The 17970-nt window shown below is 62.8% G+C and carries 18 protein-coding genes; 1 reads left to right on the forward strand and 17 read right to left on the reverse strand.

The window, feature by feature from the left end:
- Positions 1–51 precede the first annotated feature (51 nt).
- The 16 genes from HK439_RS18475 to dnaK form a co-directional block, all read right to left on the reverse strand.
- Positions 52–1191 carry a transporter associated domain-containing protein gene (locus HK439_RS18475; RefSeq protein ID WP_190292950.1) on the reverse strand — a complete coding sequence of 380 codons (1140 nt, stop codon included), beginning with the start codon at positions 1189–1191 and terminating at the stop codon, positions 52–54.
- Positions 1192–1233: 42 nt separating this feature from the next.
- On the reverse strand, positions 1234–1770 hold the full coding sequence (ybeY, locus tag HK439_RS18480; protein WP_190292951.1) for an rRNA maturation RNase YbeY: 537 nt from the start codon (positions 1768–1770) through the stop codon (positions 1234–1236).
- Positions 1767–2786: a PhoH family protein gene (locus HK439_RS18485; protein ID WP_190292952.1), complete on the reverse strand. Its 1020-nt coding sequence runs from the start codon at positions 2784–2786 to the stop codon at positions 1767–1769. The genes ybeY and HK439_RS18485 overlap by 4 nt, the downstream gene beginning before the upstream one ends.
- Positions 2787–2841: 55 nt before the next feature.
- Positions 2842–4314, reverse strand: a complete 1473-nt coding sequence (miaB, locus tag HK439_RS18490) for a tRNA (N6-isopentenyl adenosine(37)-C2)-methylthiotransferase MiaB (RefSeq protein WP_190292953.1) — start codon at positions 4312–4314, stop codon at positions 2842–2844.
- A gap of 96 nt (positions 4315–4410) precedes the next feature.
- Positions 4411–5277, reverse strand: a complete 867-nt coding sequence (locus tag HK439_RS18495; protein WP_190292954.1) for a lysophospholipid acyltransferase family protein — start codon at positions 5275–5277, stop codon at positions 4411–4413.
- Positions 5278–5291: 14 nt separating this feature from the next.
- Positions 5292–5792 (reverse strand): GNAT family N-acetyltransferase, encoded by a 501-nt coding sequence (locus tag HK439_RS18500; protein WP_190292955.1) that lies wholly within the window; start codon positions 5790–5792, stop codon positions 5292–5294.
- The gene (gene tsaB, locus HK439_RS18505; protein WP_190292956.1) at positions 5789–6469 is read right to left on the reverse strand and encodes a tRNA (adenosine(37)-N6)-threonylcarbamoyltransferase complex dimerization subunit type 1 TsaB; all 681 of its coding nucleotides are present in this window, start codon (positions 6467–6469) and stop codon (positions 5789–5791) included. The genes HK439_RS18500 and tsaB overlap by 4 nt, the downstream gene beginning before the upstream one ends.
- Positions 6470–6631: 162 nt before the next feature.
- Positions 6632–7189, reverse strand: a complete 558-nt coding sequence (locus HK439_RS18510) for a NifU family protein (RefSeq protein ID WP_190292957.1) — start codon at positions 7187–7189, stop codon at positions 6632–6634.
- A 180-nt stretch (positions 7190–7369) separates the two neighbouring features.
- Positions 7370–7864 (reverse strand): universal stress protein, encoded by a 495-nt coding sequence (locus tag HK439_RS18515; protein WP_190292958.1) that lies wholly within the window; start codon positions 7862–7864, stop codon positions 7370–7372.
- 85 nt (positions 7865–7949) lie between these two features.
- Positions 7950–9254 (reverse strand): ATP-dependent protease ATPase subunit HslU, encoded by a 1305-nt coding sequence (gene hslU, locus HK439_RS18520; RefSeq protein ID WP_190292959.1) that lies wholly within the window; start codon positions 9252–9254, stop codon positions 7950–7952.
- Positions 9255–9344: 90 nt separating this feature from the next.
- The gene (gene hslV / locus HK439_RS18525) at positions 9345–9905 is read right to left on the reverse strand and encodes an ATP-dependent protease subunit HslV (protein WP_190292960.1); all 561 of its coding nucleotides are present in this window, start codon (positions 9903–9905) and stop codon (positions 9345–9347) included.
- Between the two features lie 113 nt (positions 9906–10018).
- Positions 10019–10606, reverse strand: a complete 588-nt coding sequence (locus HK439_RS18530; protein WP_190292961.1) for an NADPH-dependent FMN reductase — start codon at positions 10604–10606, stop codon at positions 10019–10021.
- A gap of 124 nt (positions 10607–10730) precedes the next feature.
- Entirely contained in the window at positions 10731–11378 is a 648-nt protein-coding gene (locus HK439_RS18535) for a class I SAM-dependent methyltransferase (RefSeq protein ID WP_190293019.1), read from the reverse strand.
- Positions 11379–11460: 82 nt separating this feature from the next.
- Entirely contained in the window at positions 11461–12588 is a 1128-nt protein-coding gene (gene dnaJ, locus HK439_RS18540) for a molecular chaperone DnaJ (RefSeq protein WP_190292962.1), read from the reverse strand.
- Between the two features lie 5 nt (positions 12589–12593).
- Positions 12594–13463 (reverse strand): FkbM family methyltransferase, encoded by an 870-nt coding sequence (locus HK439_RS18545; protein ID WP_190292963.1) that lies wholly within the window; start codon positions 13461–13463, stop codon positions 12594–12596.
- A 65-nt stretch (positions 13464–13528) separates the two neighbouring features.
- Complete coding sequence (gene dnaK, locus HK439_RS18550) at positions 13529–15472, reverse strand: molecular chaperone DnaK (protein WP_190292964.1); 1944 nt, start codon at positions 15470–15472, stop codon at positions 13529–13531.
- A 251-nt stretch (positions 15473–15723) separates the two neighbouring features.
- Here dnaK and HK439_RS18555 point away from each other — a divergent pair, with 251 nt between their 5' ends.
- On the forward strand, positions 15724–16344 hold the full coding sequence (locus HK439_RS18555) for an alpha-ketoglutarate-dependent dioxygenase AlkB family protein (RefSeq protein WP_190292965.1): 621 nt from the start codon (positions 15724–15726) through the stop codon (positions 16342–16344).
- Positions 16345–16389: 45 nt separating this feature from the next.
- Here HK439_RS18555 and ubiB read toward each other — a convergent pair whose 3' ends face one another.
- Positions 16390–17970, reverse strand: a complete 1581-nt coding sequence (gene ubiB, locus HK439_RS18560) for a 2-polyprenylphenol 6-hydroxylase (protein WP_190292966.1) — start codon at positions 17968–17970, stop codon at positions 16390–16392.

Below are 17970 nucleotides of genomic sequence, written 5' to 3' on the forward strand. Positions count from 1 at the left end.
GGTCAAGTCCCGCATCGGCTGCGCGAAATATCGCTGTTCGGGATTTGGGAGTTATTCGTCTGCCGCCGGTTGCCCGGCACCTGTCGGAGCGTCGGCTTTCTTCACCCGCCGGCGCTGCTCCGGCAGCCGGCCGTCAAGCTTGCGGCGGCGGATGCGCAGGCGCTTGATCCGGCGCGGATCCGCATCCAGCACTTCAAACTCGTAGCCGGGAAGCCCGGGAGCAGCCAGAAGCTCGCCGCGCACCGGCACACGGCCGATCGAAACGAACAGCAGCCCGCCGAGCGTGTCGACGTCTTCGGAAATCTCGCCGGTTGCGAATTGCGTACCCAGGGTCTGGTCGAGATCCTCCAGCGGAAGCCTCGGGTCCGCGATCCAGCCGCCGTCCCCGGTTTCCGCCAGCATCGCTTCCTCGTCCTCGTCGTGCTCGTCCTCGATATCGCCGACGACTTCCTCGACGAGATCCTCCAGCGAGACGAGACCATCGGTTCCGCCATATTCATCGATGACGAGCGCCATCTGGATCCGGTCCGCCTGCATCTTGGCCATCAGATCCGTCGCCGGCATGGAGGGCGGGACGAACAGCAGTTCACGGACAAGGCCGGCTTCCTTCAGCGACCCGGACAGATCGACCTGGGACAGATCCAGTTCACGAAGGTTGTGTCCCCGCGGCGGCGCGTCCTCGCCGTTCTCACCGTCCTCACCGGAGGTCTCCGGCTTGTCGTCGTTTACGACCGCACGGGCGGCTATGAAGGCCATCAGGTCCTTGATGTGGATCATGCCCCTCGGATCGTCGAGGGTTTCCTCGTAGACCGGCATGCGCGAATGGCTGCTTTCCTCAAACAGTTCCATCACCCGGGAGAGGCTGGAACTGCTTTCGACCGCATCGATGTCCGCCCGGGGGATCATCACATCGTCGACGCGCAGCTCCCTCAGGCGCAGGATGTTGCCGAGAAGCATGCGCTCTTCCGGCGAAAAGGCCGTATCGCCGCTGCCTTCCCGGGCAAGTTCGTCTTCCAGGTTTTCCCGCAGGCTGCCGGTCGGCCGGCGCACGCCAAACATCCGCCTGACCGTATCCCAGATGGCCGCCTTCTTCGGCGGCCCGCTCTGTTGCGGGTCTTCGGCATCCTGCTTGGCCGCGCTTTCGAATGGCGCGGGAGAGGTTTCGGGACTTCGGGCGTCTGAAGCAGTCATTGTCGTCAATCTAGGCAATCCAACCGTTTCAAAAGGCCTGGCTCAATTCTCATCGGCAAGCAGCGGCCTGTCCTGATAGGGATCGGCAATATCCAGCTTTGCAAGGATCGTTCTTTCAAGCTGTTCCATCGCCTCGGCCTCATCTTCTTCCTGATGATCATAATCGAAAAGATGAAGGATTCCGTGAACAATCAGATGGGTAAGATGATCGGCAAATTCAATTGCCAATTCATCTGCTTCGCGGTGAACGGTTTCACTTGCCAGAACGATGTCGCCGAGCATCGGTCCGTAGATCTCGCCCTCCGGATCGCTTCCGGGGAAGGAAAGCACATTCGTCGGCTTGTCCTTTTCACGCCAGCGGCGGTTCAACTCGCGGATCGAAGCATCGTCGGTGAACAGGAGCGACACCTCCGAACCCGGGAAAACCTCCAGCTTTCCGACACTTAAGGCACAGCCAATTGCCCGGACGCACAGCTTTTCAAGCTCTGCTGCGTCCGGCCAGTCGCCGGCCTCGATATTGAGGTCGATCTGGAAGTCTTCCGGCAGAACCTTTTCCGGACCTGCCGCCTCTTTCGTCATTGTGCCGCTTCCGCCCCGCCGGACCGGCGGCGTTCGCGCTCCTGGGAGGCCTCGCGCGAGGCGTTGTCATAGGCCGTGACGATCCGCGCGACAAGTTCGTGCCGGACCACGTCGGCCTCGGTAAAGCGGACATGAGCCACGCCTTCGACGTCGGTCAGCAGCGACAGGGCTTCGCGCAGGCCGGACATCTGGCCAGGCGGCAGATCGATCTGGCTCGGGTCGCCGGTGACGATCATCTTCGATCCCTCGCCCAGACGGGTCAGGAACATCTTCATCTGCATGGAGGTGGTGTTCTGCGCCTCGTCGAGCAGCACCACGGCATTGGAAAGCGTGCGCCCGCGCATGAAGGCGAGCGGCGCGACCTCGATCATGCCCGACTGCAGGCCCCGGTCGACCTTTTCCGGCGGCATCATTTCATAAAGCGCGTCATAGAGCGGACGCAGATAGGGATCGACCTTTTCCTTCATGTCGCCGGGCAGGAAGCCCAGGCGTTCGCCGGCTTCCACGGCCGGGCGGGACAGGATCAGGCGCGAGGCGTCGCCGCGTTCGATCAGGGCCGCCGCATAGGCAACGGCCAGAAACGTCTTGCCCGTTCCGGCAGGTCCGGTGCCGAAGACAAGGTCGGCGCGGTCCATGGAGCGGATATAGGCATCCTGCGTCGGCGTGCGGGCGACGATCGTCTTGCGCCGGGTCGAAATCTGGGCGAAGGCGAGACGGGACTTCGGCTCCAGGGTCGGCAGCGGCAATTGCGCTTCCGCGGCGGCCGCCATGCGCAACGCACCGTCCACATCGCCCGGGTGAACCTCGTGGCCCTGCTGCAGGCGCTGGTAAAGCGCCTCGAGCGCGGTCCGCGCCTGGGCACACCCCGCATGGCTTCCCTTCAGAGTGACCTGATTGCCGCGTGCAACCGCATCGATGCCGAGCCGCTGTTCGATCAGAGCAAGATTCTGATCGAACTGGCCGAAGAGATCACCGATGAGCCTGTTGTCTTCGAACGCGAGAACGATATGCGTCATGTCGGATGCCGGAACTGCAGATGTGTCCGAACCCTTGCGTGCCGTTACTTGGCTGTCACGCGTCAAATGCCGCCTCCTTGATGGCGCCGGGACGAGTTGATCCGCTTTCATCTTGCCTTTCAATCAGGCGTCCGAACAGCGAATTGGCGCCGATCTCGATGATTTCCACCGCTTGTATGCTGCCGATCAGATTTTCCGGCGCATCGAGCTGAACCGCCTGCAGCCAGGGCGACTTGCCGGCCAGCTGGCCGGGATTGCGTCCCTTGCGCTCCAGGAGCACGTCGCAGGTCATGCCGAGCCGCGAGGCGTTAAAGGCTTTCTGCTGCGCGCTGACCAGGTCCTGGAGGGCCGCAAGCCGGGCGCTCTTGATGTCTTCGGGCACCTGATCGTCCATGGCCGCGCCGGGCGTGCCGGGGCGCGAACTGTATTTGAACGAAAAGGCCGAGCCGTATTCGACCCGCCGGATCAGGTCCATCGTGTCCTCGAAATCCCGGTCCGTTTCGCCCGGAAAGCCGACGATGAAATCGCCGGAGAGCGCAATATCGGGTGCCGCTTCCCGGATCCGGTCGATCAGGCGGAAATAATCCTCGCGGGTGTGGCGGCGGTTCATCGCCTTCAGGATCCGGTCGGAGCCGGACTGAACCGGCAGATGCAGATAGGGCATCAGCGAGGTCAGATCCCGGTGCGCGGCGATCAGGTCGTCGTCCATGTCGCGCGGATGGCTGGTCGTGTAGCGCAGCCGGTCGAGGCCGTCGATCTCCGCCAGGCGTCGCAGCAGCCGGCCAAGACCCCAGGCCTTGCCATCTGCGCCTTCGCCGTGCCACGCGTTGACGTTCTGGCCGAGAAGGGTGATTTCCCGGACGCCGGATGCGGCCATCCGCTCCGCTTCCGTGACGATCTGCTCCACCGAACGGGACACTTCGGCACCGCGGGTGTAGGGGACGACGCAGAAGGTGCAGAACTTGTCGCAACCTTCCTGCACGGTCAGGAACGCCGCCGGCGGGCGCTTTTTCACGGGTGCTGCCGCCTGTTCCGACAGGTGCTCGAATTTCGCGTCGATGTCGAACTCGGTTTCGACGACCTTTTCACCGGCGCCGGCCTTGGCCAGAAGACCCGGCAGGCGGTGATAGCTCTGCGGGCCGATCACCAAGTCGACGATCGGCGCACGGCGGGCGATTTCCTCGCCTTCCGCCTGGGCGACGCAACCAGCGACGCCGACCATCATGTCCTTGCCCTGGCGCGCCCGCTCTTCCTTCACCTTGCGGATACGGCCGAGCTCGGAATAGACCTTTTCGGCGGCCTTTTCCCGGATATGGCAGGTGTTCAGGATCACCAGATCGGCGTCTTCCAGGTCCTCGGTCGCCTGAAAACCTTCGGGCGCCAGCACGTCGGTCATGCGGTCGCTGTCATAGACGTTCATCTGGCAGCCATAGGTCCGCACAAAGACCTTCCGCTTCCGGCCGGGGCTGCCGGTCTCGTCCTGGGCCGGGGCTTCAACGATTTCAACTTCCGGACGGCTGGGCCGCATAGCTCACACTCTCTGAGATCTTTGGTAGATGGTTAGCGGCCGATCGGACCTCAAGGCCCCGGTATGCACGCATTTTCCGGCGCTCGTTCAGCGCCCTCACTGTTCTGCGCCTGCTTTAACCGGTTTTTCCTCACTTGAGAATAGGGAAGCGGCCGGGTTTTCGGCAGAATCTTGCGGCCGGTTTTCGGCACCGGTCAGCGATGCCACCGTCATGGCCCTCACCGCCGCCTCCAGATCCCGGGTCAGGGCCTTGCGGTCCGTCGTCGCGTCCACTTCTACCGGCTCGCCCCAGGTCACCAACACATCAAGCGCGCCTTCGGTAAACACACCCCAGAGATGACCGGCCAGTTCCATGTCGCCGTACCAGGCCACATGGGGCCGGAACTGGCGCCCCATCGGGAGGCCGTGGAGGCTTCTGTAGGCCACCGACAGGGGCTGGACCCAGACCTTGCCTTCGTCGCCGAGCGCCCGCGTGGCAGCGCCCAGCAGGGCGGATCGGAACGGCAGCACCGAATTGCCGTCGTTCGAGGTCCCTTCGGCAAAAAGCACCATCGCGTCGCCCTCAGCCATCCGCCTTGCGATTTCATCCGCGGTCCGGCCGGTCTCACTCCGCCGGGTCCGGTTGACGAACACCGTGCGCTGCAGCTTTGCAAACAAGCCGAACACCGGCCAGCCGGAGACTTCGGACTTGGCGATGAAGGACAGCGGCATCAGCGAGCCGACGACGGTGATGTCCACCCAGGAGGCATGGTTCGCCGTGATCAGGAGCGGGCGGTCGCCGGCCGGCTTTCCCTCCTGATGAATTCGGATTCCGACAAGTCGGGTGGCGATCACATGCCAGAGATGGGGCAGCTTGCGCTGGACGGGATGGCCTACCTTCATCGCCAGCCACTGCAGCGGGATCAGGACAAGGGAGACGACCGTCAAAGCAAGGATCGTCAGGACTGCCTTAATCTGAGCCATTGCTCCTGCCTCGATCATCGGTCATGCGGCGAGAGATCCACGCGCATGACAAGCGCCGTGCCATCCCCCTCGCCGGAGCGATAATAGCCCTTGCGCTCGCCGACCTGGCGGAACCCGAGGGCCCTGTAGAGCAGGATGGCCGGTTCGTTGGCGGCGTCGACCTCCAGAAACAGACTGGCGCAGCGGTCGCCGTAAAGACGGAACATGCCGTCCTTCATCAGCTTTTTGGCGACACCCCGGCCACGCTGGCGCGGATGAACCGCAATGGTAATCACTTCCGCCTCGTCGGCGGCCTGGCGGAGGATCAGAAATCCGAGCGGATTGCGCGTGCCGTAAGGGCTCGCCCGGCGGGCGACACGGATCGATACGCCCGGCTGCGCCTTCAGGCGCGCCAGTTCCTCCGCATCCCAGTCATGTACAAAGGACTTCGCGTGGATTTCGGCGAGCTTGGGCAAGTCTTCATCCAGCGCGTCCTCAACGACAGGCGGTGCCGTCCAGAACCACCAGAAACTCATCGCCTTTCAATCCTTCCCGATTTCGGCGGCGACGCCTCAGGCGGCCGCAGGTAAAGCGGAACAGGTGCGGCCTCTTTCGGATCGGCCGAAATTCCAAGGTGCGCAACATCCCTGATATCCGGATAGCCGCGTTCAGACAAGACACGCTCCGGTCCGTAGCCGGCCGCTTCGGCCACCGCACGTGCCGCAGAACCGGCAAAGCTCACATCGGGGGCCAAGTTTTCCTTCAGCTCGGTCAGGGTGCGCACGGCAGGCTCGCCGGCTGGCTCGCCACGGCCATCAAACTCCTGGCAATAGACTTCCTCGCCTTTTCCCGTCAGCGCCACCAGGATGGAGGACCCGGCCTTCGGGTCGTTTGCCGCGGCGCAGGCAAGGGCCGCAAGCGTGGTCACGCCGACCACCGGCTTGCCGAGAACGAGGCCAAAACCGCGCGCAACGGACAGGCCGACTCGCAATCCGGTGAAACTGCCCGGGCCGGTCGTCACCACCACCCGGTCGAGATCGGTGAAGGCTGTCGAGGATTCGGCCATGACCTCGCCGATCATGTCCATCAGCTTTTCCGCATGCCCCCGGCCGATCTCCTCGCTGCTGACCGCCAGACACTCGGGTCCGGCGCTGTCATCACAGACGGCAGCGGCACAATTGGCAAGGGCGGTATCGATAGCAAGAACGCGCATGGTCCGTTTCAATTACCCTCGTCCCCGGCACCCGTCCACCCGCGCTTTGGACTTAGCCCGAAGGTCGGGCTTGCAACCCGGGAAATACAATTTCCCTCGACGCGCGCATGAAAAGGCCCGGCAAAGCACCGGGCCCAACCTCTTTTACGGAAAGGAAATTTCCTAAATCGGACGCACTTCCTGCACTTCCGGAACGAAATGCTTCAGAAGGTTCTGGATACCGTGCTGGAGGGTTGCGGTGGAGGACGGGCAGCCGGCGCAGGCGCCGCGCATGGACAGATAGACCACGCCCTGCTTGAACCCCTTGAAGGTGATGTCGCCGCCATCCTGCGCCACGGCCGGGCGCACCCGGGTTTCCAGAAGATCCTTGATGACGTTCACGGTCTCTTCGTCGGTCTTGTCGAAGAATTCGCCGTCTTCCAGGTCTTCGCCCTGATCCGTCGCCATCACCGGCTGGCCGGACATGAACTGTTCCATGATCGCACCGAGGATGGCCGGCTTCATGTGCTGCCAGTCCGTGTCGTCCTTGGTGACGGTGATGAAGTCATGGCCGAAGAAGATCGCCACGACGCCCGGCACCTGGAACAGCTTTTCCGCAAGCGGAGAAGCGGCCGCGTCGGCGGCAGAGCGGAAGTCGTAGGTTCCTTCCGGCAGGACGACGCGCCCGGGAAGGAATTTCAGGGTTGCCGGATTCGGCGTTGCTTCCGTCTGAATAAACATCTCTTGATCCCTGCGGCCGCATGGCCGCGCCTGTCCTGTTCGCTTCCGTCAGTCCATCGTAAAAATACGATGATAAGTACTAACCCATACGGGCGCACTTTGGAATAATTAAAATGTAGATATACCCGTGAGGTCAAATATCAACCCCGCGACGGCGGGCCATTCCATCATTCATCGGCCTCAGGCCAGAGCCGCGATCGAATCGTCATCCAGGTTTCCGGGCACGATCGTCACGGGGATCGGAAAGTTTCCGGCCGACTTTCCGGCGATCGACGACACCAGGGGGCCGGGCCCTTCCGAACTCGTCCCGGCCGCCAGCACGAGAATGGCGATATCCGTGTCGGCCTCGATCAGTTCCAGAACCGCTTCGGCCTTGTTGCCTTCCCGGATGACGGTCTCCGGTTCGGTCTTTGCGACGGAGCGCACCCGTTCCGCCGCCTTGGCAAGCGTCGCCTCGGCCTCTTCCGTGGCCTCGGCACGCATGATGTCCTCAACGCCGAGCCAGTGCTGGAAGTCGCCGGGGGCGACAACGAACAAAAGCGTCACAATCCCGCTCGTCCGCGCGGCCCGTTTGGCGGCATAGACAATCGCGCGGTCACATTCCGGCGTGTCGTCGACCACCACCAGAAACTTCCGGCGGTGTCCTTCCTCATTGCTCTTTCTGATCGCTACCATGCGCGCATGCTGCCATCCGCCGCGCCCGCCTGCAAGCAGGACGAGAGGGTCATGAACAGGACCTCGCCTGTGACACGTGCGGAAGCTAGAGAATGAATTTCGACAAGTCGACGTTCTTCGCCAGTTCGCCGATGTTCTCCCGGACATAGTCCGCCGTGATCTCGACGGTTTCGCCGTCCCGGTCGGGCGCAGTGAACGAGATTTCATCCAGGATGCGCTCCATCACCGTCTGCAGCCGGCGCGCACCGATATTCTCGATGGACGCGTTCAGGTCGACGGCGACCGAGGCGATCTCCTCGATGGCCTCCTCGGTGAAGGACAGGTTGAGGTTTTCCGTCTGCATCAGGGCGACATACTGCTTGATGAGGCTTGCCTCGGGCTCGGTCAGGATCGCGCGGAAGTCTTCCTTGGTCAAAGCCCTGAGTTCGACGCGGATCGGCAACCGGCCCTGCAGTTCCGGAAGCAAGTCGGAGGGCTTGGCGACGTGGAAGGCGCCGGAGGCGATGAAGAGAATATGGTCGGTCTTTACCGGGCCGTGTTTGGTGGAAACCACCGTCCCCTCGATCAGCGGCAACAGGTCGCGCTGGACGCCTTCACGGGAGACGTCGGCGCCGGCGCGCCCTTCGCGCGCGCAGATCTTGTCGATTTCATCGAGGAAGACGATACCGGAGTTTTCCACGAGCGACACGGCTTCCTGGGTGATCTTGTCCTCATCGAGGAGCTTGTCGGATTCCTCGTTGATCAGGACCTCGTAGGACTCGCTGACCGTTGTCCGCTTGGTCTTGGTGTGCCCACCAAAGGCCTTGCCGAGCAGATCGGAGACATTCATCACCCCGACGCTGGCCCCCGGCATGCCCGGCAGGTCGAAACTCGGCATCTGCGGCTGGGCGCGGACCTCGATCTCGATTTCCTTTTCGTCCATCTCGCCTTCGCGCAACTTCTTGCGGAAGCTGTCCCGGGTGGCGGGGCTGGCGCTGGTTCCCACCAGCGCATCGAGCACCCGCTCTTCGGCCAGAAGATGCGCCTTGGCCTTCACGGACTCGCGCTTTTCGGCGCGCACCAGGGCGATACCGGCTTCCACCAGGTCGCGGACGATCTGTTCCACGTCGCGGCCGACGTAACCGACCTCGGTGAATTTCGTCGCCTCCACCTTCGCAAACGGGGCATTGGCCAGTTTTGCGAGCCTGCGGGAAATCTCCGTCTTGCCGACGCCGGTCGGGCCGATCATCAAAATGTTCTTCGGCAGAACCTCTTCGCGCATCTGGCCTTCGAGCTGCTGACGCCGCCAGCGGTTGCGCAGCGCGATCGCCACGGCGCGTTTGGCGTCCTTCTGGCCGACAATGTAGCGGTCCAGTTCGGAAACGATCTCGCGGGGTGAAAAGTCGGTCATGTCTTTTCCATCAAACAGGGAATATCAGTTGTGCCGGTCACGACAGGCATGGACGTGATGCCGGCGCCGTTTCTATTTTCTCAGACGCCGTCACGTCTCGCTGTCCAGGCTTTCGACGAGCACATTGGCATTGGTGTAGACGCAGATGTCGGCGGCAATCGCCATCGCCTTGCGCGCCACCGCTTCCGCATCATGTTCGCTGTCCATCAGGGCCCGGGCGGCCGCCAGAGCGTAGTTGCCGCCGGAGCCGATGCCCATGACGCCGCCTTCCGGCTCCAGAACGTCGCCCGTTCCGGTCAGCACCAGGGACACCTGCTTGTCGGCCACCAGCATCATGGCTTCCAGGCGGCGCAGGTACCGGTCGGTGCGCCAGTCCTTGGCCAGTTCGACACAGGCGCGCATGAGCTGGCCCGGATATTGTTCGAGTTTCGCTTCCAGCCGTTCAAACAGGGTGAAGGCATCCGCCGTCGCCCCGGCAAAGCCGGCGATCACCTCGCCCTTGGCAAGGGGACGAACCTTCCGGGCGGTGTTCTTGATGACGGTCTGGCCGAGCGAGACCTGCCCGTCGCCGGCAATCACGACCTTGCCTCCCTTGCGGATCATCAGGATCGTGGTGCCATGCCAGGTCGCGGGTTCGCGGCTATCGCTCATTTCATCCTCATCGGGGCTGGGACCGGCCGAGTCCGGTCGGACCGGCCGCCTAAAAATCTATAGTCGAGACCTATGTAATCCGGCGGTCCGCCGATTCCAAGTTAACGGGAGCCTTACAATGACATCTGGAACCGGGTCTGGCGCAGCAACGACCTGACCAGGGTCTCAAGCTGGCCGGCCGCGCGCTCATCGGTCAGGTCGCCCTTGCTATCGAATCCTTGCGCTGCCCGCGCGACGACAATCATCTGCGGCAGGACGTTTGCACCCAGACCGACTTCCAGGATCGTGCGCACGCCGATCAGCCCGCGCATGCCGCCGAAAGCCCCGGGCGATGCGGCTCCGATCGCGAAAAGGGGAGACCTGAACGCCGCCATGGGTTCTTCGCCCGGATCCTTGATGCGGCTGACCCAATCGATGGTGTTCTTCAAAAGAGGGGTGATGCCTGCATTATATTCCGGACATGCGATGAAGATGCCGTCGCTCTCCTGCATCAACCGCTTCAGTTTGCGGGCGTTCTGCGGCACGCCGTCCTGCGCCTCCAGATCCCCGTCATAGATCGGCATCGGATAGTCCTTGAGCGAAATGCGCGTCACCTCCGCATCCGCCAGCGCCAGGTGCTTGCCGACAAGGGCCGCCAGTTTCGAATTGTGGGACCCGGCGCGGACCGAGCCGGAGAAAATCAGGATCCGGGGTTGGCGCATGTCATCTCCTTTGAAGGTGGCCCTAGAGCGAGTCTCCTTCACAATATGGGAGGGAAATCCGGCTGGTGAAGCCCGATCCCCGTTTGCGGCTCAACGGGTCGGACGGTGAGACCGGCCGCCGGCGTCAGTGGATCTTGCGATAAACCCAGACCCTTGCCGGGGGAAGGTTTTTCCAGATCCATTCCGAAGCGGTCATGTTGATGGTGCCGCAGCGGGGCCGGACGGGCGGGAAAATGCCGTAGGAAAACTGAATGAAGGGCGCGCCCGGCTTCAGAAGCGTCATGGCCTCTTCCAGAAGCGCAAGCCGGGCAGGCTCCGAACGTGTCAGCAGCGGCAGGGACGAGACGATCCCGTCCAGGCCGCCTTCCAGCCCGCCCGCAGGCACGCCGAAATGAGCTTCCAGTTCCCCTTTCAGCGCATAGGCATCGCCCTGCAGGACATCCAGGCCCGGATAGCGGGAATTCAGAAGCTTGCAGAATTCGGAACTGTATTCGAGAACCGTCAGATCCTTGTGGCTGACGCCGCGGTCGAAAATCGCCTTGGTGACCACACCGGTCCCCGGTCCGAGTTCGACAAGACGGGCGCCTGGAACCACGTCGAGATAAGACGCCATCCTCGCGGCGAGTGCCGGCCCCGAGGGGGACACCGCACCGGTCTTGAGGGGGTTTTCGATCCAGGATTTCAGAAACCTGACTTCGTCGAGCGCCTTTGCCTTCAAGGCACGAACCTTTCGAACCTTCGCTTTCAGGGTATCAGAACCCAAATCGGACATATGCGACAACGAAAGTTCCTCCGGCTCGTAGGGCCAGCACTGTAAATATTACATTGGGCCAATTTCAAGGCGATGACCGGTGTCACGCGCCCAGATTATCGATGAAGTCCTTGACCTTAGAGAAGAATCCGGCGGATTCCGGATGGTTTTCGCCGGAACTTTCCTGTTCGAATTCCGCCAGCAATTCCCGCTGGCGCTTGGTCAGGTTGGTCGGCGTTTCGACCGTGACCTGAATGTACATGTCACCGTGCTGGCTGGAGCGCATGATCGGCATGCCCTTGCCGCGCAGGCGGAACTGCTTGCCGGCCTGGGTGCCTTCGGGAACCTTCACGCGGCTGGTCGACCCGTCCACGGTGGGAACGTCGAACTGCCCGCCGAGGGTCGCCGTCGTCATGGAAATCGGCACGCGGCAATAAAGATCTGCACCGTCGCGCTGGAACAGGTCGTGGGGTTTCAGCGACAGGAAAATATAAAGGTCGCCGGCCGGACCGCCGCGCAGACCCGCCTCGCCTTCGCCGGCAAGGCGAATGCGCGTGCCGTCCTCGATCCCGGCCGGAATGTTGACGGACAGGGTCCGTTCCTGGGTCGTCCGCCCTGCACCGCCGCAACTGGTGCAGGGATCGGAGATCACCTGGCCGCGTCCCTGACAGGACGGGCAGGTTCTCTCCAGGGTGAAAAAGCCCTGGGCCGCGCGGACCCGTCCGGCTCCGCCGCAGGTGCGGCAGGCGGTCGGGCTGCTGCCCGGTTTGGCGCCGGAGCCCGAACAGGTCTCGCAAGTCACGCTGGTGGGAACCTCGATTTCCACCGTCTTGCCGGAAAAGGCTTCTTCCAGGGTGATTTCGAGATTGTAGCGCAAGTCGGCGCCGCGCTCGCGGCCGCTTCCGCGACGGCCGCCGCCCATGCCGAAGAACTCCTCGAAGATGTCCGACATGGTGGAATGGAAATCGGCGCCGTGCCCGGCACCGCCGCCGCCGAATCCGCCGTTTTCGAAGGCGGCATGGCCGAAACGGTCGTAGGCCGCCCGCTTCTGGTCATCCTTCAGCGTGTCATAGGCTTCATTCACTTCCTTGAAGCTGGCTTCCGCCTCCGCATCGCCCGGATTGCGATCGGGATGATATTTCATCGCCATCTTCCGATAGGCGCTTTTCAGCGCCTTTTCGTCCGCATCGCGCGAAACACCCAGAACTTCGTAGAAATCGCGTTTGGCCATCAAGGTTACCCGTTAATCTCAGCTTGGGTCCGGCTTCGTGTCATTATTGCGTTCAAATGCGTGCGTTTAAGCAGCTTGTAGCCGTTTTCGGTGCAAAGTCGAATCAAAGGTGGATCGACCTTTTTCCGGCCGACCTCCGCGATAATCATCTCCGGATACAAGTCGGTCGTACCGGAGGCGAAAAACGCTTCAAGAGCCGCGAAGTCATGTCCCTCGATATCGACCTTCAACGCGTCGATCCGCTTAATGCCATTGCGCCGGCAGAGTTCCTCCAGCGGCACGACCTCGAAGCCCCCGGCCACGTCCTCCGCCGTCAGCGCAATCCTGTTCGCGCCGCGGTTCCTGGCGTTGCGCGTCATGTTGGCCCAACCGCTCTCGGCACCGATGCCGCAGGCCTGCACCGTTATGTCCTCTTGCGCGCCGGATGCCGCAATATTGAACTCAAGCCGGCGCCGTGTCTCCCGGTCCGGCTCCACCGCGACGATCCGAACCGGCCGGCCGACCTGCCGCGACTGTGCAACAGTCCAGAGGCTGTAAAAACCCACATTGGCGCCAAGGTCCAGGAAAATAAAGGGATCCGACCTGGAGCCTTTCAGCGCCTCCGCCAGGGCTTGGCGTTCCGGAAGATCGAAAAACTGCGGCCCTGCGACCAGCCGTTTTTCGCATCGGTTCGTGGAAGGAAACAGCCGCGCACTGATCGTCGGAAAGACCGTGACATCGTACGGTTCTTTTCTCCCGAGCAGACAGACACGGCGCACCAGGGAGGTCATCAACCTGCCGAACCCGTTTACCGGGAAAGACCTGGCCATCTCCAGACAACGCTCGACTGCATCTGGCAACGCATAAGCGCCAAAGGGAAGTTTGAAGTGGCTCAAAGTCCGGATCCGCAACAGCAAAGCCGGCCCGGTTACGCATAACCGGGCCGGCGTTTTTTAATCGATCAGGCCGACTTCTGGCCCTTCTGGTCGTCGTCCTTGACTTCCTCGAAGTCCGCATCGACGACGTCCTCGTCCTTGGCAGCGGCTTCTTCACCGCCTTCGCCGCCTTCGCCGCCTTCGCCGCCTTCGGCAGCTTCGGCCTGGGACGCCTGATACATGGCTTCGCCGAGCTTCATGGACACTTCGGCCAGAGCCTGGGTCTTGGCCTGGATATCTTCCAGAGCCTCGCCTTCAAGCGCGGTCTTTAAAGCCGCCAGAGCGTCTTCGATGGCGGACTTGTCGTCCGCGCTGACCTTGTCGCCATAGTCCTTCAGGGACTTCTCGGTGGAGTGGACCAGAGATTCGCCCTGGTTCCTGGCTTCGACCAGTTCCTTGCGCTTCTTGTCCTCGTCCGCATGAGCTTCGGCGTCCTTGACCATCTGTTCGATGTCGGCGTCGCTGAGGCCGCCGGAGGCCTGGATGCGGATCTGCTGCTCCTTGCCGGTGCCCTTGTCCTTGGCCGACACGTTGACGATGCCGTTGGCGTCGATGTCGAAGGCGACTTCGATCTGCGGCACGCCGCGCGGCGCCGGCGGCAGGCCGACCAGGTCGAACTGACCGAGGATCTTGTTGTCCGCAGCCATTTCACGTTCACCCTGGAAGACGCGGATGGTCACGGCCGTCTGATTGTCTTCAGCAGTCGAGAACACCTGGCTCTTCTTGGTCGGGATCGTCGTGTTGCGGTCGATCAGGCGGGTGAAGACGCCGCCGAGGGTTTCGATACCCAGCGACAGCGGGGTCACGTCGAGAAGCAAGACGTCCTTGACGTCACCCTGCAGAACACCGGCCTGGATGGCGGCGCCCATGGCGACCACTTCGTCCGGGTTCACACCCTTGTGCGGCTCCTTGCCGAAGAAGGTCTGAACGGTTTCCTGGATCTTCGGCATGCGGGTCATGCCGCCGACAAGAACCACCTCGTCGATCTGGCCGGCGGACAGGCCGGCATCCTTCAGGGCTGCCTTGCACGGCTCTATGGTGCGCTTGACCAGGTCTTCGACCAGCGACTCGAACTTGGCGCGGGTGAGCTTCAGGGTCAGGTGCTTCGGACCGGAGGCATCTGCGGTGATGAACGGCAGGTTGACTTCGGTCTGGGTCGAGGACGACAGCTCGATCTTGGCCTTTTCGGCAGCTTCCTTCAGACGCTGCAGGGCCAGCTTGTCCTGCTTCAGGTCGATGCCCTGGTCCTTCTTGAATTCGGCAGCCAGGTAGTCGACGAGGACCATGTCGAAGTCTTCACCGCCGAGGAAGGTGTCGCCGTTGGTGGATTTCACCTCGAAGACGCCGTCGCCGATTTCGAGAACCGATACGTCGAAGGTACCGCCGCCAAGGTCGTAAACGGCAATGGTCTTGCCGTCGTTCTTTTCCAGACCGTAGGCGAGCGCGGCCGCAGTCGGCTCGTTGATGATGCGCAGCACTTCAAGGCCGGCGATCTTGCCGGCGTCCTTGGTGGCCTGACGCTGGGCGTCGTTGAAGTAGGCCGGAACGGTGATGACCGCTTGGGTGACCTTTTCACCGAGATAGGATTCGGCGGTTTCCTTCATCTTCTGAAGAATGAAGGCGGACACCTGGGACGGGGAATATTTCTCGCTGTGGGCTTCGACCCATGCATCGCCGTTGTCTGCCTTGACGATGCCATAGGGAACCAGAGCCTTGTCCTTCTCGACGGTCGGGTCTTCGTACCGGCGGCCGATCAGGCGCTTGACTGCGAACAGCGTGTTGGTGGGGTTGGTGACCGCCTGGCGCTTGGCCGGCTGGCCGACGAGACGTTCGCCGTCGTCGGTGAAGGCCACCATCGAAGGCGTGGTCCGTGCGCCTTCCGCATTCTCGATGACTTTTGCATTCTTGCCGTCCATGACGGCCACGCACGAATTGGTCGTGCCGAGGTCGATACCAATGACCTTTGCCATAACTTGCCTCTCTTTCTAGCAAACCGAAAAGACCCGCAGCGGCATCCCTTCGGTTCCTTCTCACAAGATATCCGGAAGTCATGTCCGGATGTCGCGCCGAGCGCGTTGATCGCTATATAGGTGGATGAACTTGCTGCTGCAAGACACCTGGGTGAAGCGTTTCGCTGTCTGCCATTTTAATGACCGACAATTCTTCCAGGAACGTTACCAGCAGACAGATAACTATAAAAATAGCAGGGAAACATTCCGCAATGACCGCAAAACCTGTTCCGCCGGAAGGCTTCAGGCTGCTGCCCGGCACCTTCGACAGGGACCGGCAGGAGGCCCTTGTCGCCCAGATCCGGCAGATTCTGGAGGAATCCCCCCTGTTCCAGCCGGTCATGCCGCGGACCGGAAAACCGTTTTCCGTGCGCATGAGCAATTGCGGGCCGCTCGGCTGGGTGTCGGATATCAACGGCTACCGCTATCAGCCGACGCACCCGGTCACCGGCAGGCCCTGGCCGCCGATGCCTCAGATGCTGAGCGAGCTGTGGCAGACCGTCGCGCCTGAGTATCCGCCCGCACAAGCCTGCCTGATCAATTTCTACCATGCGGATGCGAAGATGGGCCTGCACCAGGACCGGGACGAAGAAACCTTCGATGCGCCGGTCGTCTCCGTTTCCCTCGGCGACACGGCGACATTCCGGATCGGCGGCACCACCCGCAAGGGCCCGACAACCTCCATGCGCCTTGCCTCCGGCGACGTGGTGGTGCTCGGCGGCGAGGCCCGGCTCGCCTATCACGGCATCGACCGGATCCTGAAAGGCTCCTCGACGCTGTTGAAGAACGGCGGCCGGATCAATCTGACGCTGAGGCGGGTGACCAAGGGCTGACGGTCAGTTTCGGGCAACTGAGGGAAACCTGCGGTCCGGCCGTTCCTAAAACGAGTGAACCACATAAACGACCACCGCAATCGCAATCACCCAGAGCGCGATCCGTCCTGAGCGGGTGTGGCGGGCCTCCGCCTTGCCGATCGCTTCCGCCGTCGCCCGGTCGAAGCGCAGGCCGTTGGCGGTCATGTTCTCCAGTTCTTCCGACATGCGCCCGACCCGGTCGGCGAAGATCGGCAGGTCATTGGCGACCCGGGTGAGCGCGCCGAGGGCCGCGCCCGCGTCGCGGAGCTTGCCGACCGGGCCGAGATTGTCCCGGATCCAGTCGCCGACCACGGGTTCGGCCGTTTTCCACATGTCGAGATGCGGGTTCAGCGTGCGCGCCACCCCTTCGACCACCACCATGGTTTTCTGCAGCATGATGAGCTGGGTCTGGGTGTGCATGTCGAACAGCTCGGTCACCTCGAAAAGCTGGGTCAGAAGCCGCGCCATGGAAATCTCGCTGGCGTCGTGGCCGTGGATCGGTTCGCCGATCGCCCGGATGGCCTGGGCGAACATGTCGATGTCCTGATCGGCAGGCACGTAGCCCGCCTCGAAATGCACCTCGGCCACCCGGCGATAGTTGCGGGTGATGAAGCCGAACAGGATTTCGGCCAGAACCCGGCGTTCGCGCACACTGAGCCGGCCGGTGATGCCGAAATCGACGGCGACCAGCGTGCCGTCCGGCTCCACGAAGAGATTGCCCTGGTGCATGTCGGCATGGAAGAAGCCGTCGCGCAGGGTGTGGCGCAGGAAGCTCTGGATCACCGCGGCGCCCAGCGCCTCCAGATCGTGGCCATCGTCCCGCAAGCCCTCGACATCCGACATCTTGCGGCCGTCGATCCACTCCATGGTGAGCACGCCCTTGGAGGTGCGGATCCAGTCGACTTCCGGCACCCGGAAGCCGGGATCGCCGGCCGTGTTTTCCGCCATTTCGGAAAGGCCCGCCGCCTCCAGACGGAAGTCCATCTCCACCGCGACGGAGCGGGCCAGGGTATCGACGATGGCGACAGGCCGGAGCCGCCTTGAGGGCGGGTGAAAGCGTTCCGCAAAACGGGCCACAAGATAGAAGCTGTCCAGATCGCGCCTGAACCGGCGGGCGACGCCGGGACGCAGGATCTTGACCGCGACCTTGCGCTCCGTGCCGTCCCGGTCGAGGACGGTCGCCAGATGCACCTGGGCGATGGAGGCCGCCGCCACCGGCTCGCCGAAGTCGATGAAGATCTCGTCCACCGCCTTGCCGAGCTGGTCGGCAACTGCTGCTTCGGCTTCTTTCTGCGAGAAGGCCGGAAGGCGGTCCTGCAGGGCGGAAAGTTCGCGCGCCGCCTCCTTGCCGACCACGTCGGCACGGGTTGCCAGGAACTGGCCGAGCTTCACGTAGGAAGGCCCGAGCCGGTTGAGCGCATCGGACAGCCGCAGCTCCGCGCTCTTGTTGCGCACCGAGCGGCGCTCGAACAGCCGTGCGACACGGATCGCCAGGCGCGGGCCGGACGGCAGGTCCGGCAGATGCGCCAGCCCGAATACCCCCTCGCGCGCCATCACGAAACCCGCCCGCACAAGGCGGAGAAACGGCATCACCGCAAGCCCCAT

The sequence above is a fragment of the Roseibium aggregatum genome, from assembly GCF_014692675.1.
Classification (GTDB): domain Bacteria; phylum Pseudomonadota; class Alphaproteobacteria; order Rhizobiales; family Stappiaceae; genus Roseibium; species Roseibium aggregatum_C.